General features: G+C 60.0%; 15 protein-coding genes. 4 read left to right on the top strand and 11 right to left on the bottom strand.

What is annotated here, in order from left to right; translation table 11 throughout:
- Window position 1 precedes the first annotated feature (1 nt).
- Together ACE103_RS34815 and ACE103_RS34810 are read left to right on the top strand one after the other, a co-directional pair.
- A complete protein-coding gene (locus ACE103_RS34815; protein ID WP_375776706.1) occupies window positions 2-1,267 on the top strand; it encodes a CaiB/BaiF CoA transferase family protein in 1,266 nt (421 codons plus the stop codon).
- 153 nt (window positions 1,268-1,420) lie between these two features.
- The gene (locus ACE103_RS34810; protein ID WP_375776705.1) at window positions 1,421-1,894 is read left to right on the top strand and encodes a winged helix-turn-helix transcriptional regulator; all 474 of its coding nucleotides are present in this window, start codon (window positions 1,421-1,423) and stop codon (window positions 1,892-1,894) included.
- Window positions 1,895-2,130: 236 nt separating this feature from the next.
- Here the strand turns inward: ACE103_RS34810 and ACE103_RS34805 are convergent, their stop codons facing one another.
- Window positions 2,131-2,739 carry a hypothetical protein gene (locus ACE103_RS34805; protein ID WP_375776704.1) on the bottom strand — a complete coding sequence of 203 codons (609 nt, stop codon included), beginning with the start codon at window positions 2,737-2,739 and terminating at the stop codon, window positions 2,131-2,133.
- Between the two features lie 210 nt (window positions 2,740-2,949).
- Here ACE103_RS34805 and ACE103_RS34800 point away from each other — a divergent pair, with 210 nt between their 5' ends.
- A complete protein-coding gene (locus ACE103_RS34800) occupies window positions 2,950-4,038 on the top strand; it encodes a M91 family zinc metallopeptidase (protein WP_375776703.1) in 1,089 nt (362 codons plus the stop codon).
- Window positions 4,039-4,296: 258 nt separating this feature from the next.
- Here the strand turns inward: ACE103_RS34800 and ACE103_RS34795 are convergent, their stop codons facing one another.
- Window positions 4,297-5,679, bottom strand: coding sequence for a hypothetical protein (locus ACE103_RS34795; RefSeq protein WP_375776702.1), 1,383 nt, complete (start codon window positions 5,677-5,679; stop codon window positions 4,297-4,299).
- A gap of 39 nt (window positions 5,680-5,718) precedes the next feature.
- Window positions 5,719-6,597, bottom strand: a complete 879-nt coding sequence (locus ACE103_RS34790; RefSeq protein WP_375776701.1) for a hypothetical protein — start codon at window positions 6,595-6,597, stop codon at window positions 5,719-5,721.
- Window positions 6,598-6,779: 182 nt separating this feature from the next.
- Between ACE103_RS34790 and ACE103_RS34785 the strand changes: the two genes are divergently transcribed.
- Window positions 6,780-7,355, top strand: a complete 576-nt coding sequence (locus ACE103_RS34785; protein WP_223975657.1) for a hypothetical protein — start codon at window positions 6,780-6,782, stop codon at window positions 7,353-7,355.
- Window positions 7,356-7,443: 88 nt separating this feature from the next.
- Here the strand turns inward: ACE103_RS34785 and ACE103_RS34780 are convergent, their stop codons facing one another.
- From ACE103_RS34780 to tssB, 8 genes are all read right to left on the bottom strand, one after another.
- Window positions 7,444-9,030 (bottom strand): methyltransferase regulatory domain-containing protein, encoded by a 1,587-nt coding sequence (locus ACE103_RS34780; RefSeq protein WP_375776700.1) that lies wholly within the window; start codon window positions 9,028-9,030, stop codon window positions 7,444-7,446.
- A gap of 5 nt (window positions 9,031-9,035) precedes the next feature.
- On the bottom strand, window positions 9,036-11,672 hold the full coding sequence (gene tssH, locus ACE103_RS34775) for a type VI secretion system ATPase TssH (RefSeq protein WP_375776699.1): 2,637 nt from the start codon (window positions 11,670-11,672) through the stop codon (window positions 9,036-9,038).
- A 99-nt stretch (window positions 11,673-11,771) separates the two neighbouring features.
- Window positions 11,772-12,836: a type VI secretion system baseplate subunit TssG gene (tssG, locus tag ACE103_RS34770; RefSeq protein ID WP_375781248.1), complete on the bottom strand. Its 1,065-nt coding sequence runs from the start codon at window positions 12,834-12,836 to the stop codon at window positions 11,772-11,774.
- Window positions 12,800-14,767, bottom strand: a complete 1,968-nt coding sequence (gene tssF, locus ACE103_RS34765; RefSeq protein WP_375776698.1) for a type VI secretion system baseplate subunit TssF — start codon at window positions 14,765-14,767, stop codon at window positions 12,800-12,802. The genes tssG and tssF overlap by 37 nt, the downstream gene beginning before the upstream one ends.
- Before the next feature lies 1 nt (window position 14,768).
- The gene (gene tssE / locus ACE103_RS34760; RefSeq protein ID WP_375776697.1) at window positions 14,769-15,317 is read right to left on the bottom strand and encodes a type VI secretion system baseplate subunit TssE; all 549 of its coding nucleotides are present in this window, start codon (window positions 15,315-15,317) and stop codon (window positions 14,769-14,771) included.
- 68 nt (window positions 15,318-15,385) lie between these two features.
- Window positions 15,386-15,871 carry a type VI secretion system tube protein Hcp gene (locus ACE103_RS34755; RefSeq protein ID WP_223975663.1) on the bottom strand — a complete coding sequence of 162 codons (486 nt, stop codon included), beginning with the start codon at window positions 15,869-15,871 and terminating at the stop codon, window positions 15,386-15,388.
- Between the two features lie 51 nt (window positions 15,872-15,922).
- Entirely contained in the window at window positions 15,923-17,425 is a 1,503-nt protein-coding gene (gene tssC / locus ACE103_RS34750) for a type VI secretion system contractile sheath large subunit (RefSeq protein WP_375776696.1), read from the bottom strand.
- A gap of 16 nt (window positions 17,426-17,441) precedes the next feature.
- Window positions 17,442-17,969 (bottom strand): type VI secretion system contractile sheath small subunit, encoded by a 528-nt coding sequence (gene tssB / locus ACE103_RS34745; RefSeq protein WP_223975665.1) that lies wholly within the window; start codon window positions 17,967-17,969, stop codon window positions 17,442-17,444.
- Window positions 17,970-18,049: the final 80 nt, after the last annotated feature.

Below are 18,049 nucleotides of genomic sequence, written 5' to 3'. Positions count from 1 at the left end.
CATGAGTGGTCCTCTCAGCGGAATTCGCGTCGTCGACTTTTCCCGTGTGCTCGCAGGTCCGCTGTGCGCGCGGACCTTGCAGGACCTCGGCGCCGAGGTCGTCAAGGTCGAGCCGCCAAGCCCGGACGTGTCGCGCTTTGCGTTTCCATCCACCGACGGCATGTCGGGCTATTATGCGCAGCAGAACGCCGGCAAGCGCAACGTCAGCATCAATCTGAACGTACCTGGCGCCTATGATCTGGCGCTGAAGCTCTGCGATAGCGCCGATATCGTGGTGGAGAATTTTCGCGCGGGAACGCTCGGCTTCTTCGGCCTTGACTGCGCGACCCTGTCGACGCGAAATCCGCGGTTGATCTACGCGTCGATCACCGGTTACGGCCAGGGTGGCCCCTGGCGCAGCCGGATGGCCTATGCTCCGACGGTGCAGGCTGAGGCCGGCTTTACCGAGAATAGTGTTCGGCACTATGGCGAGGCCCTGACAGAGCCGCGCACGGACAGTCTGTCGCATGCCGACGTCTATGCTGGATTGCAGGCGGTGATCGCCATCCTCGCGGCACTCCACAGTCGGCGGACAACCGGGCAGGGCCAGTATATTGACGTGGCGATGGCAGCGACCTTGCTTGCGGTCAATGAACGCGCGCATGTCGATCTGTCGGATGAGGACATCGGTGCAGAGCCTGCAGTGCTCGGCGCCACTGATTGCTCCTTTTTCACGGGGCCGCGGGGTGAGCATTTCACCGTCGCCACCAGCATTATCGGCAGCCGGACGTTTCCGTCCTGGCTGCGTGCGATGCGGCGCGTCGATCTGATGGACGACCCGCGGTTTTCGAGCGCCGCGGCCCGGCGGCTGAATTTCGGCGCGTTGCATCAGATCATCCAGTCCTGGATGCTGACATTCCCGGATATGGCGACGCTCGACGCACAGTTCGACGAGGCGAAGATCGCGATGGGCGAAATCCGCTCGATCAAGGAGCTGACGAAATCGGACTGGAGCGACTACTGGGGAGCGGTCCAGCTCGTGCCGGATCGCAGCGGCGGCGAATACAAATTGCCGGGCCGCCCCTGGCGCTTTTCCGGGGATGAACTGACACCTATTGGCACGCCGGCTTTCCAAGGCGAACACAACAAGGAGGTATTCCGCGAGCTCGGCGTGAGCGAGGCGGAACTGCAAAGGCTTTCTGAGACCGGGGTACTCGTGACGCACCGTCGCGCCCTTGAGCCGGAAGTCGCGGCCAAACCACCGCAGCCGGCTGGGCAGGCGGCTTGATCCCTGGCACAACGGCCAAAGGATCGAAGAAGGGGAGGCGGACCGCACTTCCCTCCTGCTATAAGTGATCGGGAATCACCGGAGCAAAAGACTGCGAGACACATCGTGAAGCGCTCCCGTTCCACCAACAAGGAATGCTCGATCGCCGGCGCCATGGAGGTGGTGGGCGACCGCTGGTCGATCCTACTGCTGCGGGAAGCCTATTATGGCACCAAGCGGTTCGACGAGTTTCAAAATTATCTCGGCGTGGCGCCGAACATTCTCAGCGCGCGGCTGAAGAAATTCGTCGATCTCGGCATGATGACGCGTGGGCCGCTGCCGGAGCATGGCGGGCGGTACGAATATGTATTGACCGAGAAGGGCCGCGATTTTTTCCCGACTTATCTCGCGCTCAAGAAATGGGGCGACGACTGGCTGGCGGAGCCGGCCGGACCGCAGGTGGTCTTCAGGGATCGCACGAGCGGGCAGAAGATCGAATATCCCGCCTTGCTGTCGGCGCGCGGCGAGCCGTTGCAGCTTGAAGACGTCGAGATCGTTGCTGGTTCTGGCGCCGTGCCTTTCAATCAAAAGCGATTTGGTGGACAACTACCGCATGTAAAGGTCAAACCACGACGTATCAGCCGATGAACCGCTCTGCAAACTCTAATCACTGACGCGGCTCACGTTGCAGGTCAAACCGACGCCAAAGTTATCGCGGAATTGGCGAGATGTCTCAATCGGCTTGCCGTTCTCCAACATGCCCGATCCTGTCGTTAGCTCGTGATTGATGCGCATTCCGGCCCGTCGCTTTGCCGGTTCGGGCAGCCTCGACCGCACGCTGCTCTGTACCAATTCGCCATCCAGCTCAGAACCGGTGACTCCTACTAGAGTTTGATTCCTTCCATCGATTTTCTCAACTCATCGGCCGATTGTTTGGCGAGAGCGCCGCCCTGCACGCTGACCCACGTCTCTGGCCACGCCTTCTTAATTCTTGAGATCGTGTGGCCGCCTAGTTTCGGGGGCGGGACCGCGCCGCTGCTATCGATGACCAGTGTCCCTATGAAGACGTCATCGTTGCTATGTGCGCAATTCGAGAGACCAATACAATGGACGAGTTCGTGCACAAGGATGTGCAGCCGCATTGCCTGGCCAGCGTCGGCGCGGCCGACTTTCGGGGTTGCAGGCACCCGCAGCTTCACTGAATTCATCGAAGGGCCACTACGAGAGTCGACGATGGTCTGTACGGCGCTGCCGTGGAGGCCGGAGCCCGGATACGTTTCGGCCACGATCGGGCTGCCAGCTGCACCGTCAGCCTTTCTGAACGCAAGATAGACGCCGTTCTGCTTGAGAAGCTCGTTGATCGTCGTGATCGCTGTATCGAGATCATTGACCCAAACGCTTGGGGTGAAGCTCGGCCCAGGGAATATCTTTAGCTCACCCGTGCGCCGGACCCGTTCGGGCCAAGGCGTAATCTCCGGTTCCGTACACGCCACGATGCGGCCCCCGTAGAAGGTCGATACAACGTCCTTAAGATCTATGTCTCGCCCTTGTTCAAATCGGTTCAACCCGGCGTGGAACCGGGTCGTTGCCTATCACGGTCGTGTGTTCGTGAGCGGACGAACCGTTGGTGTCTGCTTTGCGACTATTCAGCGTAGTTCTCGGCGGACCATCGCGTTGTCGAAAGCATAATATGGAGAGCCGCCATGGCCGACGATGTTGATCTTACTGAGCTGGATTACGATTTCTTAGGTTTTACCTTTCAGCAGAACGAGCAGTACAGAAAGTTCAACAAATATATCGAGAAGCACGCGTCGCCACTCGATGCTTCGATGTTGCAGTGGGATCTAGGCGATCCCGTGGTTGATGAAGGACTGCCGAACGGCATTCTCATAGCCTTCCGAAGCATGGGATCGTGGATGGTGGTGAACCATGAGACTGCCGACAGCCATGCCGGAAAATTCGATTCGCTGAAGCAGAAATACTTGGCTGCCAAGAACAGCTACAGGCGTCAGATTGTCGGTCTCCTGAAACAAATACAAAGCCACCCGACCGGCCGGGCCCTGCTTGACGAATTCGGCACCAGCAAACCATCGTTCGCGAGAATTCGCCCATATAACCTGGATGACGCCAACGCACTGACGGTGGCCGACGACCTCGATCAACAGCAATATATTATTGCCCGCGGTACCCGCCTAAGTGCCGATCCAAAGAAGAAGGACCTGTTCAAAGTCGTCGGGAAAGGCGGAGGCGCAAATTGTGATGTCCTGTTTTCGCCCGAGAAAGCAGAGCTTCTTCGAAAGAAATTCAAGAAGGCTCACCATGGCCATGCCCCCGCGATGGCAACCGACGAGGTGCTGTACCACGAACTCGTTCACGCCTCACGAATGATAGCCGGCGTGATGAACTTTGCCCCAGCAGACCATTGGTACCAGGATTCTGAAGAGTATCTCGCAGTCATTTTGACGAACATATACGTGTCCGATAAGGGCGGGCCCCCTCTCTTCAGAGCGTTTTATGGGCCGACCGAAGGCCCCTATAAAGGCAAGGATCCTGCGCCCGATGATGCGTTGTGGGAAGCGGCTGTCTTCCTTGATAATCCGCAGAACACATCTCCATCGCCTGTGCAGCTAATCGAGCGGTTCAGGCTCAGCCAGCCCGACCTGTACTGGAGGCTCGCCCATCTGCCACCCATGGGCGGGTTGGTAAGGAAGTACAATTGGATTTACTGGTACGACCAAATCCGGATCAAAGGACGGACGCGGCCGCGCAGGCCGATGGTCGGTCGACCGTGAAAAATCTCCCATCGAAGCCGCAATGTCACGGCGCTCCGGGCCACCACGTTGACGGCGAGTTCATGGCCGAGCGATCCCGGCAAGACTGATTCCAACATAAACGGGCCATTGGCTCGTCGCGGGGGCTCGAAGCCGTCGACCAAGGCTACCGATCAGCAGGCCTGACGCCGCGCTACGCGGCGAATCCGATGTCACCTGGAGAGGTCTGGATGATTGAGGGAATCGTCTCGGTAGATGGCGAATGCCAGCGAGCGCCGCTTACGCCTTGGCAGCAACGTAGCCGTAATAATTCATCAGAAAATCCGCAAGGGGCAGGGGCTTCAGAGCCCCGCCCTTGCTCGGGTGCGGGATCGCGTAGTCTCCCTTGCCCCAGGTAAAGATCGTTGTCGTCACGTTTCCGTTCGACACTTGAACCTTGTCGCGCAAGACGACCCAGTGCCGTGTGAGCACGGAGCCTTCGTCAGACTGGTCGTCATATTCGATCATATTGGCGCTTATGAATAGGCATACGCGGTATCCGCCGGCGAGCAGGGCGTTGGCTTCCATGACGTTGTCGATGCCCTTGCTGAATTTCAGATTGGTCTCCTCGCGCACGTCCTGGTATCCAGCCTTGCGGAACCATTGCTCCATTTCGCTCGGTACGGTGATTCCAGCGACATCGCTTATTCTGCCGGTGTCGTCAAAATCGAGGAACCAATTTTCGGAGTCGCGAATGGAGGCGCATGTCAGCCAATCAACGTGGTCCAGCGAGTAGGGCGGCGTGTAGTTCTTCACGTCCTTTCCAGGCTTGATCAGCAGGCGGCCGAGGCTCGCTTGCCCCTTCTGATACATGTCGATGGCGAACCGCGCATACTGCCCCGGCTTGTCGGATGCGTAGCTGAACATCAATGCGGACGGTCCGCACAGGCTTGCCTGATCCTGATCGATGAGGCTCGGCTTCGCAATGCGCCTGAGAATGCCTATCCCGACGCGGTGCGGGTCGAGCTTCGGAAAGAACGTCGTCCTCGTGTTCTTCAGGAAATCGCAGACCATCTCCGCGGCGAGCTTCTTTTGATCCGAATTGAGGTCGTACGGACCAACCCCGAGCCACTTCTTCTTTTCGTCGCCGACGAAGAGCGTGATGAGCTTTTTTGAAGTCGGCGAGAGAGTTCTGGAGGTGCTCGCAATGGTCATCAGGTCGTCCAGCTCGAATGCGGTGACCGTGCCGTCCGCGACGGTCGCCCTGATGATGTCAACCACTTCCGCATAATCTAGCTTTGAATCGTCGATCAACCCCTTGCGAAGCGCGGCATCGACGGATGGGGTCGTGATTCCATCCCATTGACCTTTTGGAGAGGGAGGCTTGGCGGCCGCCTTCGTCGAGAGGTCAACGAGCCTGCTGAAAGTTGGCCCGCCAGGCCGAATATAGCCGTCAGGCGTGCCCGGGAAGTTCTTTTGCTGGAAATACAGAATTGAGGTGTAGAGGCTGTCGCTGGCATGACCTGTCACGACCACTTGCGGCTTGAGCGTGGTCTCCGCACCCCCGTCGGAAATGGCGATCTTGTTGAGCAGCGAGATGACCAGCTCCTGGTCTTGCTTCCAGTTCTGGCAGCTGCGACCCGTCGCCGCAAACCGACCGACCTTGTCTTTCAACTGCGGCATATCGCCTCCCAGATCCGGACCGCAGATCTACGGTCCGCGTCAGCGCGAGCCTCTCGGCTTGGAGCCGAGCAAATCGTGCGTCCCACTGACGCTCAACGTTCCCGAGCACTCGAAGCCCCCGAAAATTCCGCAGGAACCGGTGACGGTGACGCGCAGGTCCTTGCGCTGATACAGGTCGACCGATATGCCAAATCGCGAAAAGTCATTGGCGCTGTTCGGCAGGATCAGGTCGATGTGATCGATCGCCCAGCGCGGCAAATTGGGGTTGCTCTTCCAGAACAGCTCATTGACGGCGTGATGGCCGAAATTCGGTCCGACCGTGAGGGCGCCGTCTGCTCCCTCAAACACGAAGCCCGTCTCGTCGATGTGAACGTTGACGCGGTCGGGCGCTACCGCGAAATGTAGCGATGTGATGTCTTGCGGCTGCGGGTCCTTGCCGAACTGCGCACTGTAGTCGTCGCTCCATTGCCCGCGGCCGCGCCCAAGCCCTAAGCCGTGCCGGCCCGGAAGATCTCGCGTCGAGAGCGGCCGGTCGGATAGCTTTGGGCGCCAGATTTCCCGAAATCCCTTGCCGATCGTGGCCGCCATCGACAGATCTAGCGCCCAATGCGACGGTTTCTCCGGGCTTTTCCCTTCGGCGAAGGCGTCGAATCCATCCGACGTCTTGGCAATCCGCAGCACCTTGACCAGGTCTTCCCAATCCTTCGGCAGAAACGTGACGCCGTCGAGCGTGCTCGTCGCGGCCGCTACGCCGTACTTCTCCAATTGACGGCGGATATAGGCTTTTTCGTCGTAGAGGCGGACATTGGGATTCGGCCCCGCGAAATATTTTGACAGATCGATCTGTGGCCGAAGCATGGTTAGCCGCGCGGCGATCTTCCGGTAGGTGTCGGTCGTTGTCGGGTCGGTGGTCGTCACGGGGCCATCCTCAGAGCAAAGCCTGTCTCCGATTGGTCTAGCCCGGACGGGGCCGGGTTCAACTGAACCTCCCAACCGGAAAAGCCGACCACTATTCGTGGAGCGGTGTAAAGAGCGAGGACGATCCGATGTCACTTCGGAGCAGGGTGCTAGACGTACTCCACGGCCCGGCGGTCGCGCGCATGCGCTTCCGGTTTCCGATCCGTGGCAGCCACGTGACGATTGCACCGCAAACGTTCCATCACGTCGCACGCGCGATCCGGTTGGGACAGGTCAGCGTCAGGGTCCCGACGGACCTCGCGGCAGGTGTTGCGGCGCAATATAACGATGTCGCGCGAACACGAGCGGACGGTACTGTCGTCGCGGCGAATACGCTGGAGGTGGTGTCGGCAACGGGCCGGATGGACGAAGCCTATATCGTCCATGAGGCCTTGCATGCGGCTTACGATCTGCTGCGCACCGGCCTTGACGCCAATGCGGAGGAGGCGTCCGCCTATGTCTGCACTGCGCTTTATTGCCGCATGACAGGTCTACCGCGACCTCGCTGGGCGAACGGCCCGATCTACGCCAACGCCGCCGAAGTTGCCCGAACGCTGCTATCACAATATCAGAAGGGTGATCCCGGCATTCCATGGGTCGGCGAACATGAATGGCGGATGCTGCGCGCCGGTGTGGGCCTTAATTCGGTCTATGCCAGTGGGCCTGGCGGCATTCTCACCGGATGGCTCCTCGGCCAACAATACACCCACGACGGCTGATGGGACGGGGCCGGACCCGCTCCACAAACTGCTGGCCGGCGGGCTAATCGCTGACACTTCGTGCCGAGGTTAACCGCCGTTGAAGGTGTTAGGCGACCAGCAGACCTAGTTTGCCGACCGTCGCCAGCGAACGGTCAACACTCTGTCGGGTTGAGAGTAGCAACGGCTCGGCGGGCTGCCCGGCATCATCCACTTGCTTGACCTCGATGGCCGGTCCGAAGGTTTCGGTCATTTCGGCCGTGATTTGCTCGATCGTTCGAGAGCCGTCGAGCAGTTGCAGGAAGCGGCGCGTCCTGTCGTCTTCCAACTGCACCGTTTGGTGGAGCAGATTGGTGACCAGTGGTCCGGTCTGCGCTTGTCTGCGAGCGAGTAGGCTCGCCTGCGGGCAATCTGTGACTTCCGTCACGAGAAAGGGCGGCGATTTCAGAAAGGAGATCTCGCCGCTGCAAGCTAGGATATAGAGCGCATCCGTCAATATCCGTTGGTCGTCGCTTGTTTGCCGGCCTTCCAACAGCGCCCGGGCGCCATCGAGCAGTTCAGTGAACGAGAGCGCGCGAGGCCAGGCCCGGCCGAGACAAAGATGTGCAGCCTTCAGGAGCGGATTGGTCACCGTGATTTGGCTGCCGTCCTGATTTTCAAACTCCATTTCGGAATCGTCGGTCAGGCAGGTGTCGGGTCGACGTGGGCTCGCGGTGCTTAGCAGATAGAACCGGGTGATGAAGTCGAGATCGACCCGGCGGCCAAGGGAGATGCCCTCGTGGCAGAGCAACGTACGCCGAAACCCGTTGCCGTCGATGAAGTCCTGATATTGATCGCGCGCCATGAATTCGTTTTCGGGAAAGCGCTGCAGCGTGGCGCGCACCTCTTCAGTGTAACCCGCAAGATAGCGTCGTGAAAAGTCGGCGTCGCTCAGATACTGCAGCCCATGTCGGCCAGCATCTTCGACGACTTCGTGTAGCAGGAAGGCTGTCGCGCCCTGGTCGAGATCGTCGTGAAAAAGCAATTCATCCGGAGCCTTGAGAACACGGTTGCACTGATCGCGCATGACCGCACCGTGCACTGAGTTGGACTTCGTCCCCTCGCTGAGAAACTTCACGATGGCGCGAGCTTGTCCAACCTTCTCCTTCATCCCCGTTATGCTCCGGGTGTGGTAGCGCATCATGTCGCGAACCATGTCGCGAAGGTGCGAGAACGGGTGCGCGTTATAGCTGACGTAGCAGAGCCCCTCGGGTGCCAAATTCCGCTTGAAAATGGTCATCATCTTCTCGCGCACGATCGGCGGTACCCATGAATACACGCCATGAGCGATGATGTAGTCGAACTGTCCGAAGGCCGCGTCGACATCCATGATGTCGCAATGCAGAAGCCTGATGTTGCTCAGGCCCAATGCGGCGATGTTTCGCTGCCCGCGTTCGATGGTAACGCCACTCAGGTCGATACCGACGAACTCGCTATCCGGATATTGGAAGGCCATGGGCAGCAGATTGCCGCCAACGCCACAGCCGAGCTCCAGAACCCGGCAGTGCTCGACCGGAGCCGGCTGCATGCCGTAGACGGTCGCGATCGTTGCGAGTTGGTTTGGGTGAGTGAGCCCGTAGACATGCCCGGGATAGTACACCTCATCGTATGGTGTGATGCCGGTGGTTGGCTGGCGGTGTTCGGTCTGGATGTTCATCGCAGTCAGTTCCACGAGTATGCAAACTTGTCGTTCACGATCGAGACGCGCGTTTGCTTGACTTCCTCCTTGGCGAGAGACTTGCTGAGGAATTCACGCGACAGTTCTGGCAACAGCGTGTTGGTGATGATGTTATCGATCATCCGCCCGCCGGAGTCCGGATCGTTGCAACGGGATACGATGTGCTCGACGACCGCATCGTCGTAGCCGAAGGCAGCCTTGTGATTATCGCGGAGGCGCTGTCCGATCCGGTCGAGCTGCAATCTGACGATTCCGGCAAGCATCTCGTCCGAAAGCGGAAAGTACGGGATCGAAACTATGCGTCCAAGTAACGCGGCAGGGAACACCTTCAGCAATTCGGGCCGCAGCAGCCTGGCGAGTTCTTCCGGCTCGTTGCGATACTTTGGGTCTCGCGCCAGGCCCATGATGAGATCGGTGCCGACGTTTGTGGTCAGAATGATCAGTGTGTTCTTGAAGTCGATTCGCCGGCCGTTGCCGTCCTCCATGACCCCCTTGTCGAACACCTGGAAGAAGATCTCATGGACGTCAGGATGGGCCTTCTCCACCTCGTCGAGCAGGATCACGCTGTAGGGCTTGCGGCGAACCGCTTCGGTGAGCCGACCGCCTTCACCATAACCGACATAGCCCGGAGGCGCGCCTTTCAAGGTCGAGACCGTGTGCGCTTCCTGGAACTCCGACATGTTGATCGTGATCATGTTCTGCTCGCCGCCATAAAGGGTTTCGGCAAGTGCGAGGGCGGTTTCCGTCTTGCCCACGCCGGACGGTCCGGCCAGCATGAAAACGCCAATCGGCTTGGACGGGTTGTCCAATTTGGCGCGGCTGGTCTCAATTCGTTTCGCGATCATCGTTAGCCCGTGAGACTGGCCGACGACGCGGCAATTGAGAATTTCCGGTAGCTTCAGGACGGTCTCGATTTCGTCGCGCATCATTCTGCCGGTCGGAATGCCGGTCCAGTCAGACACGACAGAGGCGACCGACTGCTGGTCGACATGGGCATAGATCATCCGCTTTTCCGGATTGATGCCCTCCAGTGTCTCAAACTTGCCACGCAACTCCACGCGCTTCGCTGCTCGATCGTCGTCTCCGTTCTCGGAGAGGATCTCGCGAATGCCGCGAATGTCCTTGACGAGTTCCTGTTCCCTGGCCCAGTCGCCTTCAAGGCCGCTCAGCTTGTCCTTCAGCGCGGCTATGTCGCCGTCGACCTCGGCAATCCGCTCGCTGTTCTCGTCCCCGAGGTCACCATCGCTGACCAGCGCTGACCGTTCGGCTTCGCGAGCGGCGATAGCGACGCGAGCGTCCTCGATCAGAGCCGGCGTCGCACTTTGACTGATGGCGACCCGCGCCGAAGCTGTGTCCAGCAGGCTGACCGCCTTGTCCGGCAACTGTCGGGACGGAATGTAGCGATGCGACAGGTTGACCGCGGTCACGATCGCGGCGTCCGAAATGCGAACGCCGTGGTGCTTTTCCATCGGGCCGAGGAGACCGCGCAGCATGATGCAGCAGGTCTCGACATCCGGCTCATCGACCTGGATCGGCTGGAAGCGTCGTGTGAGCGCGGGATCCTTTTCGATATATTGGCGATATTCTGCCCAGGTGGTGGCGGCGATGGTACGCAGCGTGCCGCGGGCGAGGGGAGGCTTGAGGAGATTGGCTGCGTCGCCGGTGCCGGCCGCGCCACCGGCGCCGATCAGCGTGTGAGCTTCGTCAATGAACAGGATAATCGGGGTCGGCGAGTTCTGCACCTCGTCGATCACCGAGCGCAGGCGTTGCTCGAATTCACCCTTCATCGAGGCGCCGGCCTGCATCAGGCCGATATCCAGCGCGCAGAGCCTGACGTTGCGCAGTGGCGGTGGCACCTCGCCAGCGGCAATGCGCTGGGCAAATCCCTCGACCACGGCGGTCTTGCCGACGCCGGCTTCGCCGGTGAGGATCGGATTGTTTTGCCGCCGGCGCATCAGCACGTCGATCAATTGGCGGATTTCGTCGTCTCGCCCGAGGATTGGGTCCATCTCGCCCGATCTGGCTTTGGCGGTGAGATCCTGGGAGAACCTGTCGAGCGGCGTTGTCCCCTTGGGATTTGCCCGGTCGGCACCGTCAGAGCCGGCACCGGCCAATCCGGTGCCGTCCATCGGGCGCATCGTTTCTTCCTCAGAGCCTGCCCAGACGGCGCGGTGCTCCGCTGCCAATGCGTCTACGTTTATCTTGGCGAACTCCTGCGAGATGTTGTTGAGGGCACGACGGATCTCATTCGATTTCAGTCCGGCGACCAGGAGATGGCCAGTGCGGATCTGAGTCTCGCCGAAGAACAGCGTGGCGTAGTGCCAGCCACGGTCGAGAATATCGATGACCGAATTGGCAATCCCCGGCATATCGGTTTCGTTCTTGCGGAAGCCGTTGATGACGCCTGCGAGATCAGACAGCAGCCGCGCGCGGTCCAGCTTGTAGTGGTCCGCCGCGAGGCTGAAGTCGGTCCTTTCCTGTTGCAGGATGTGAAACAGCCAGTGTGCGAGCTCGACGTTGCGGTTGCTCGCGCTCTTAGCGTGACGCAGGGCCTGTATGAAAGCATCGTAGCCGGCGCGGTTTAGCTTTCCAGTCACGGCCTCGAGGCTGATGTCGGTCACGGTGGGCCTCCTGCTCAATTGCCCCGGGGCGATGCCAGGCTCATCTTGGAAATTGGCGCGAATTCCATGATGTTAGGACAGTCGGACCGGTGCCTAGGTTCAAATCGGTGGGGCGTCTGTCGCGGTGCTTCGCCGGGCTCTCAGACGCTCGGCAAGGTGAAAGCGAGCATCGCGGCGATATTCCTCGGTCGAGGCCCAGTTCGGTGAAACCCAGCTGGTCCACCCAAGGCGTCCGCTCTGTCCAAGCTTCATCGGGACGACTGCTCCCGCCGGAATGGCGAGTTCTACCTCCCACTCGAGTTCGTCGCCGATATAGAAGTACACGGCGTCAACTAGGGGCTCGGACAAGTTAGGCTCTTCAGTGGGCAGGAACTGCTCGTATTGAGCAAAATCCTTCACGAAAACGCGAACCCTGATCTTGTCTTCGACACTGAACACCCGCGAGCCCAGAAGCGCGTCGTGGCCGAGCCTGGCGTGCGCCGCGCCGAGGCGGCTGCAGTGGCTTGCCTCGAATGGGAGCCAGGTGCCGACAAATTCGTCGATCTCAACCCTGACATCGAACAGCCCCTGCAGCAGTCGGGCCAGTCGTGACGCGGATTTCGCCCTGGGTGCGACCAGTCCAGCGAAGCTGAGCTTCGCCATGTCCGGTACCGTGTCTCGATTGGCAAAGATATCAGAGCCAAGGCCGGCAAAGGAGCCCACATAGGCGATGAAGCGGTCATCCGATGGCCTGTCATGCTGCGCGATCGGCCGCGCGTTCGCCCAGGCACGAAAGAACAATTGCAGAAAGCGTCCATTGAGAAGGTCGAGAAAGCGCGGAAAGGCGTCGTCTCGCATCAACTGCCAACCGACGCTCTCGTCGGTGGTGGCCAGAGGCAGCGCGCCTTGCGGTCCGAGGAGACCGAGGAATTTGACCAGGATTCTGAGCCTGCCATCGCGGTCGTCGACTGAGCTCAGATTGGACGCGGGAAATTCCAGATAGGGGGTTTGACCGAGGTCAACAAATTCCTCGCGACGCGCGGCACTGTCGCCGATCCGCGGTCGATCTGGATTGGATCGCTCGAGCTGGCGGAGCGTCTGGAAGAAATCGAACCGCCAGGGCTCGGCCTTCATTTGATCGATCAGCATTACAGCGGCCTCCGGGTGCCCATGCGGGTCGGCCAGTGCATGATCTCGCCGCGTTCCGAAGTCGATATGACCGTTTGGGTGAAGGTGTTGAAGCCCGAATAGTCGGCGAAAAAGCGTTCCAGCACCGCCCCGAGCAGGAATACGCCACTGCCTTCGAATGCCTTCTCGTCGAGTGTGACGGTGATCTCCAGGCCGCGCGCTGCGCCACTGCCGGTACGCTCACGCACTCGCCGCACCACGGGCCTGCTCTCGACGCTGCGCACGCCACGAATCTTTCGTTCCGTAGCGTCGTCGAACTGGTCGGCGAATAATGACAGCATCTCCCGCAGTGCTCCGGCGTTCTTGCCGCCGCTGCGTTCTACGAGGCCGAGATAGTTCAAACTCAGCATGTTGATCAGGCGCCAACTGACAACACCGCTATTGGCGATTTCACTGCGACTGCGCAACTGCGCCACCACTGGCTCGCGTGGCCGGGTGGGCCCGGCGATGCACATCAGCTCGAGTGAGGTGTCATCCAGCAGGCGAAAGTCCGCTCCGCCTTGGCCGACCGGCAGATGTTCCGTGAGATGCCGGTTGGAGCACAACGCCCGGACGCTCAGTTCGGCGGCAGATCCGTCGCCGCTCAGGTCACCAGGCTCGAGCAGCGAAAGGAACATGTCTGTCCCGGTGTAGTCGGAGGCCGTGCCATATGTCTTTTCCTCGACGGTGCGGCGCCGCGGCAGCCGACGAACGGTAAAATAAAGTCCCTCGACCGATGTGGCCGTGCGGTCGATTGCGGCGGAGTACAGCGGACGCACCTGCCGCTTGTCTTTTTCTGCAGGGAAGTGCGCGTAAACCTCCAGTACCTGGTGCGGCTCGTATTCGAGATAGCGGCTTCGGTCGGGCACCACGTGGTATTCGTGCGTATTCGATTTGACAGGGATGCGATCGCTGGTTTTCTCGAACAGGTTGATTGCCGGGGCAGTGTAGAGACTGAAAGTCTCTGCCCGGACGTAGGCCGCAAGCCGTGAGTTGTGCTCATCGAACGCGAAGACGATATCGATTGACTTGCCGCGCAACCGAGGCATCACAGCGCGAAGTCCCGTCAGATTGATGCCAAGGAACTTGCGCGGAAACACGAAATACTCCCGCAACAACTCCGAGCCGCGAAAGACCCGGTTATCGTTAGGAAACAGGGATTCGTTCTCGCCGAAGCCGACCTGTTGCACACAGTCGTTCGGGGCCCGGATGACGACCGGATCGCCGAAATCGTCGAGATAGCGAAAGTAGACGCTGATGCAGTTCGAGGTCAGCTGTTCGTAGAGCGCGACAGCGTCGGATTCGGCGCCGGTAAGATAGATAGGCAATTCGCTGGTGCGGCAGCCCGCGAACCAGGTTTCCGGCTTGTTGCGAGCCTCCGCGTCCGCCGGCTCTTCGTCGAGCCGCGCGGCGGTACGGTGGGTCATGGAGAGCCTGAGCCCCGCAATGACCTCTCCGCCGATTGGAATCCCGAGGGCCTGCAATGCGCCCGCGGTCGCAAAATATTCGGCGCCGGTGACGTCAAAGGGCCAAAGTACGATATCGCGGCAAAGCCTGAATCGGCAGGCGAGGCTCCGTTCCCTTTCGCGATAGCTCGCATCGAAGTAGGCGCCCCGCGCGATTTTTCTGCCGTCGCGCAATGCCGGATCGGCATAGGGTGGCTGTGCCTTGACCAGCATGGCAGATGGAGTTGGCGCGAGATAGTTCGGAACCAGCTGTTCGAGCAGGTTTGCCGTGAACTCCGGAAATTCGTGCTTGAGCTTGAGCTGAACGCGAGCAGCAAGGAACGCGGCTCCTTCGAGCAGCCCCGAAATCATTGGATCTGAGCGATCGCGGATCAGCCCGCCGAGGCGTTCGGCGATGCCAGGATATTCCTCGGCAAAGTCTTCCGCATGCTCGTACAACAGCGACAGTTCACGGTTGTAGAAGTCGAGGAATTCGCGATTCATGCTATAGTCGATTGATCTGGATGTCGCCGCTGTCGAGGTCGACGTCCGCGACGAATTCTACGGGCACGTTGAGCGGCTCGCACTTCAGGTCGGATTGCACGACAAAGCGCAGCTTGAGCTGTTCGGGGCCCACGGAGGTGTCACGGCGCACCCGGATGGACCTGCGATCGAGTCGCGGCTCGTACGTCGTAAGTGACATGCGCAGGGCGTCGCTGAGCTCTTCGTCCGTGACCTCGTCGATCGAACGGTTTGCGATGTCGGGAAAACCATAGTTTAAAATCGAGGTGCGAACGTGGCCGCGGCCAGTCAGATCGAGCGTCGATTCGAGGGCAATAGTATTAAGGAGCGTTTCAACGTCATGCGAAACCTCCCGCCGTAGCACCGTCTCCGAGATCGGGAAACGACCAGTGCTGCGCCGTCCCGCTATGACTCGCTCACCGAACTGATCGCGCAGTTCGAGTGGCTTGCGCGCATCACGAGCGTCATGAGCCGCACGAAAGGCCAGCATCAATGGCGGAGAGAGCCGGTCCTTCTTTGGCGTAACAGTCATTGACAATCTCCGTACCGCCAACGCCGATTGCCATTCTTGGCAACCGGCGCCAGACAGGGAGCTTACGATCAGGCCCATTCCTTGTTGGCCGGAACGTCCCAGCCGAAGGTCGGCGATGCGCCGGCGCCGCCCTTGTCCGTCTGGGTCTTGTAGGTCATCTTCACCTTCGCGAAGTTCAAGCTCACATTTTCGGTGAGACGATCTTCGCCATGGGATCCGCCGGTCGATACGCTGGAGACCAGCACGTGCTTCATCTCGATCTTGAGATACTCCAGCGGATTTTCACCGGCCTTGCGGACAGTGAGGATCGCGGTATCGATGTGCTTGCCGTTGGCGCAGACCTTGAACAGCTCAGGCGTCGCCTTGTCGACGAAGTGCGTGAAGTGGAGATCCTGAACGTTGACCTTGCCGGCGCCACCGCCTGACCCGCTGTGGAAGGTGCCGCTCTGGCTCTCGCCAAAGGACCAGCTCAAAATGTCGATTTCGTCCTTGTGTTTGTCGTCGAGCGACTCGCCCTTGATCGGGTCGAGTTTCAAAAAGATATCGACAGCCATATCATAGCCCTTTCAAAAACCTGGATGAGTGACAGTTGCGATAACGCGGCGTCAGGAGCTCGGGCCTGGAAGGCGGGAAACAAGGCTGAGGCCGACGTCCATCGCTTCCAATTGAAAGTGTGGACGGAGAAAGAAGCGCGCGTTGTAGTATCCCGGGTTCTCCTCGTTTGCTATGACCTCGACCTTCGCAGCGGCCAGCGGCTTGCGCGCCTTCTGCGCCTCTGACGATAGGGCTGGATTGGCATCAACGTACTCGTTGATCCAGGTTTGCAGCCAGACCGTCAGCTCATCCTTTTCCTTCATGGATCCGATCTTGTCGCGAACCATGCATTTCAGGTAGTGCGCAAAGCGGGACACTGCGAACATGTAAGGCAGACGTGACGACAGGTTGTCGGATGCGGTTGCGTCCACACCCTTCTCGCCGAAGTATTTCTTCGGCTTGTAGAGGGACTGGGCACCGATGAAGGCGGCCTTGTCGGTGTTCTTGCGGTGGATCAGCGGGATAAGGCCCGCCTTTGCAAGCTCGTGCTCGCGGCGATCGCTGATCGCGATTTCGGTGGGGCATTTCAGGTCAACGCCACCATCGTCAGTCGGGAATGTGTGCGTCGGCAGGTTGATGACCTCGCCGCCCGACTGCACACCGCGGATGCGCGTGCACCAGCCGAACTCCTTGAAGGCGCGGTTGATGTTGACTGCCATCGCGTAGGCGGCGTTGATCCAGCCGTACTTATCACCGGTGTGTCCGTCCGTCTCCTCTTCGAAGGCGAATTCTTCCACGGGCTCCGATTTGGCGCCGTAGGGGAGGCGACCCAGCGCGCGCGGCATGCAAAGGCCGAGATAGCGGGAATCGTCCTGATCGCGCAGTCCCTTCCATGCGGCGTATTCCGGTGTGTCGAACACCTTGCCGATGTCGCGAGGGTTGGACAGTTCGGTCCACGAGTCCATTCCCATCAGGGTAGGCTCGGCGCCGCTGAAGAACGGGGCATGCGCGGCGCCGGCGATCTTGCTGAGGTCGCGGAGCAGCTGCACGTCGGTCGGGAGGTGGCTGAAATAGTAGTCACCGATCAGGCAGCCGAACGGCTCGCCGCCGAGCTGGCCGAATTCGTACTCGTAGATCTGCTTGAACAGCGGGCTCTGGTCCCAGCGCGCATCGGGATAGAGTCGCAGGTTCCGATACAGCTCGCTCTTGGAGACGTTCATCACCCGGATCTTGAGGTTGGCGTCGGTCTCGGAACTGAAGACGAGGTAGTGGAGGCCGCGCCAGGCACTTTCGATCGCCTGGAATTCGGGTGCGTGCAGGATCTCGTTCATCTGCGCGGTCAGCTTCTGATCGATCCGCGCGATCATCTCCTCGATGGTGTCGAGCACGTCCGATTTGATGACGCTGGTGTCCTTGAGCGCCTCTTGAACGAGCGTGGACACCGCGTTCTCGACCTCGGTCGCCGCACGTTCGGTGCGCGGCTTGAAGCTTTGCTTCAGCAGGGCAGCAAACTCGTCAGCCTCGACGGTCCCGACTTGGGTGGTGGTCTCTTTATGGGTAGCTTCTTTTGCCATGGTCCCCATCCTTCCCTTAGCTGTTGGTGTCGGGTTCGGTGGACTGGCTGGCCGCGCGCTCGCGCAGTGCGGCCATCAGTTGAGGATCGGCGAGGAGTTTCTTCAGCTGGTCCTCGGCGCCCACCTTGCCATCCATGTAGCGCAGCAGGTTGGCGAGCTGTTCACGTGCTTCGAGCAGTTTGGCCGTCGCCGGCACCTGGCGAGCGACCGCCACAGGCGTGAAGTCGGACATCTTGTTGAAGCGCAGGTTGACGGAGATCTTCTCGTCAGAGTCATCGCTCAGACGATTGACGACGCGCGTCGTCACACCGGGCTGGATCGCCGTCATGCGATTGTCGAAATTGTCCATGTCGAACTCAAGGAACTTGCGCTCCTCGACTTTCGCCTTCTCGACGCCGGGGTTGTTGCCGGAAAGATCGGACAGGACGCCCATGACAAACGGCAGTTCGATTAAGCGTTCGGCGTCGTATGGATCTTCGTAAGTGATGTGCACGCGCGGTGCGCGGTTTCGGCGAATAAATTTTTGGCCGCTGTCGGTTGCCATTGGGGTGCCCTCTTCACAAAAATCTCTGCGGAAGCCGACTTGCGCGACGCAGGCAGGGAAGTGCCCGGGTCTTCTTCGGC

Origin of the sequence: Bradyrhizobium sp. ma5 (assembly GCF_042258955.1) — a bacterium.
GTDB lineage: Bacteria > Pseudomonadota > Alphaproteobacteria > Rhizobiales > Xanthobacteraceae > Bradyrhizobium.
This window is presented reverse-complemented; position numbering and strand designations above follow the sequence as displayed.

Excerpts from the sequence above, each read along its gene's own strand:
- ACE103_RS34815 (WP_375776706.1), top strand. The coding sequence starts at position 2 with ATGAGTGGTCCTCTCAGCGGAATTCGCGTCGTCGACTTTTCCCGTGTG.
- ACE103_RS34810 (WP_375776705.1), top strand. The coding sequence starts at position 1,421 with ATGGAGGTGGTGGGCGACCGCTGGTCGATCCTACTGCTGCGGGAAGCC.
- ACE103_RS34800 (WP_375776703.1), top strand. The coding sequence starts at position 2,950 with ATGGCCGACGATGTTGATCTTACTGAGCTGGATTACGATTTCTTAGGT.
- ACE103_RS34795 (WP_375776702.1), bottom strand. The coding sequence starts at position 5,679 with ATGCCGCAGTTGAAAGACAAGGTCGGTCGGTTTGCGGCGACGGGTCGC.
- ACE103_RS34785 (WP_223975657.1), top strand. The coding sequence starts at position 6,780 with ATGCGCTTCCGGTTTCCGATCCGTGGCAGCCACGTGACGATTGCACCG.
- ACE103_RS34780 (WP_375776700.1), bottom strand. The coding sequence starts at position 9,030 with ATGAACATCCAGACCGAACACCGCCAGCCAACCACCGGCATCACACCA.
- tssF (WP_375776698.1), bottom strand. The coding sequence starts at position 14,767 with ATGAATCGCGAATTCCTCGACTTCTACAACCGTGAACTGTCGCTGTTG.
- tssE (WP_375776697.1), bottom strand. The coding sequence starts at position 15,317 with ATGACTGTTACGCCAAAGAAGGACCGGCTCTCTCCGCCATTGATGCTG.
- ACE103_RS34755 (WP_223975663.1), bottom strand. The coding sequence starts at position 15,871 with ATGGCTGTCGATATCTTTTTGAAACTCGACCCGATCAAGGGCGAGTCG.
- tssC (WP_375776696.1), bottom strand. The coding sequence starts at position 17,425 with ATGGCAAAAGAAGCTACCCATAAAGAGACCACCACCCAAGTCGGGACC.
- tssB (WP_223975665.1), bottom strand. The coding sequence starts at position 17,969 with ATGGCAACCGACAGCGGCCAAAAATTTATTCGCCGAAACCGCGCACCG.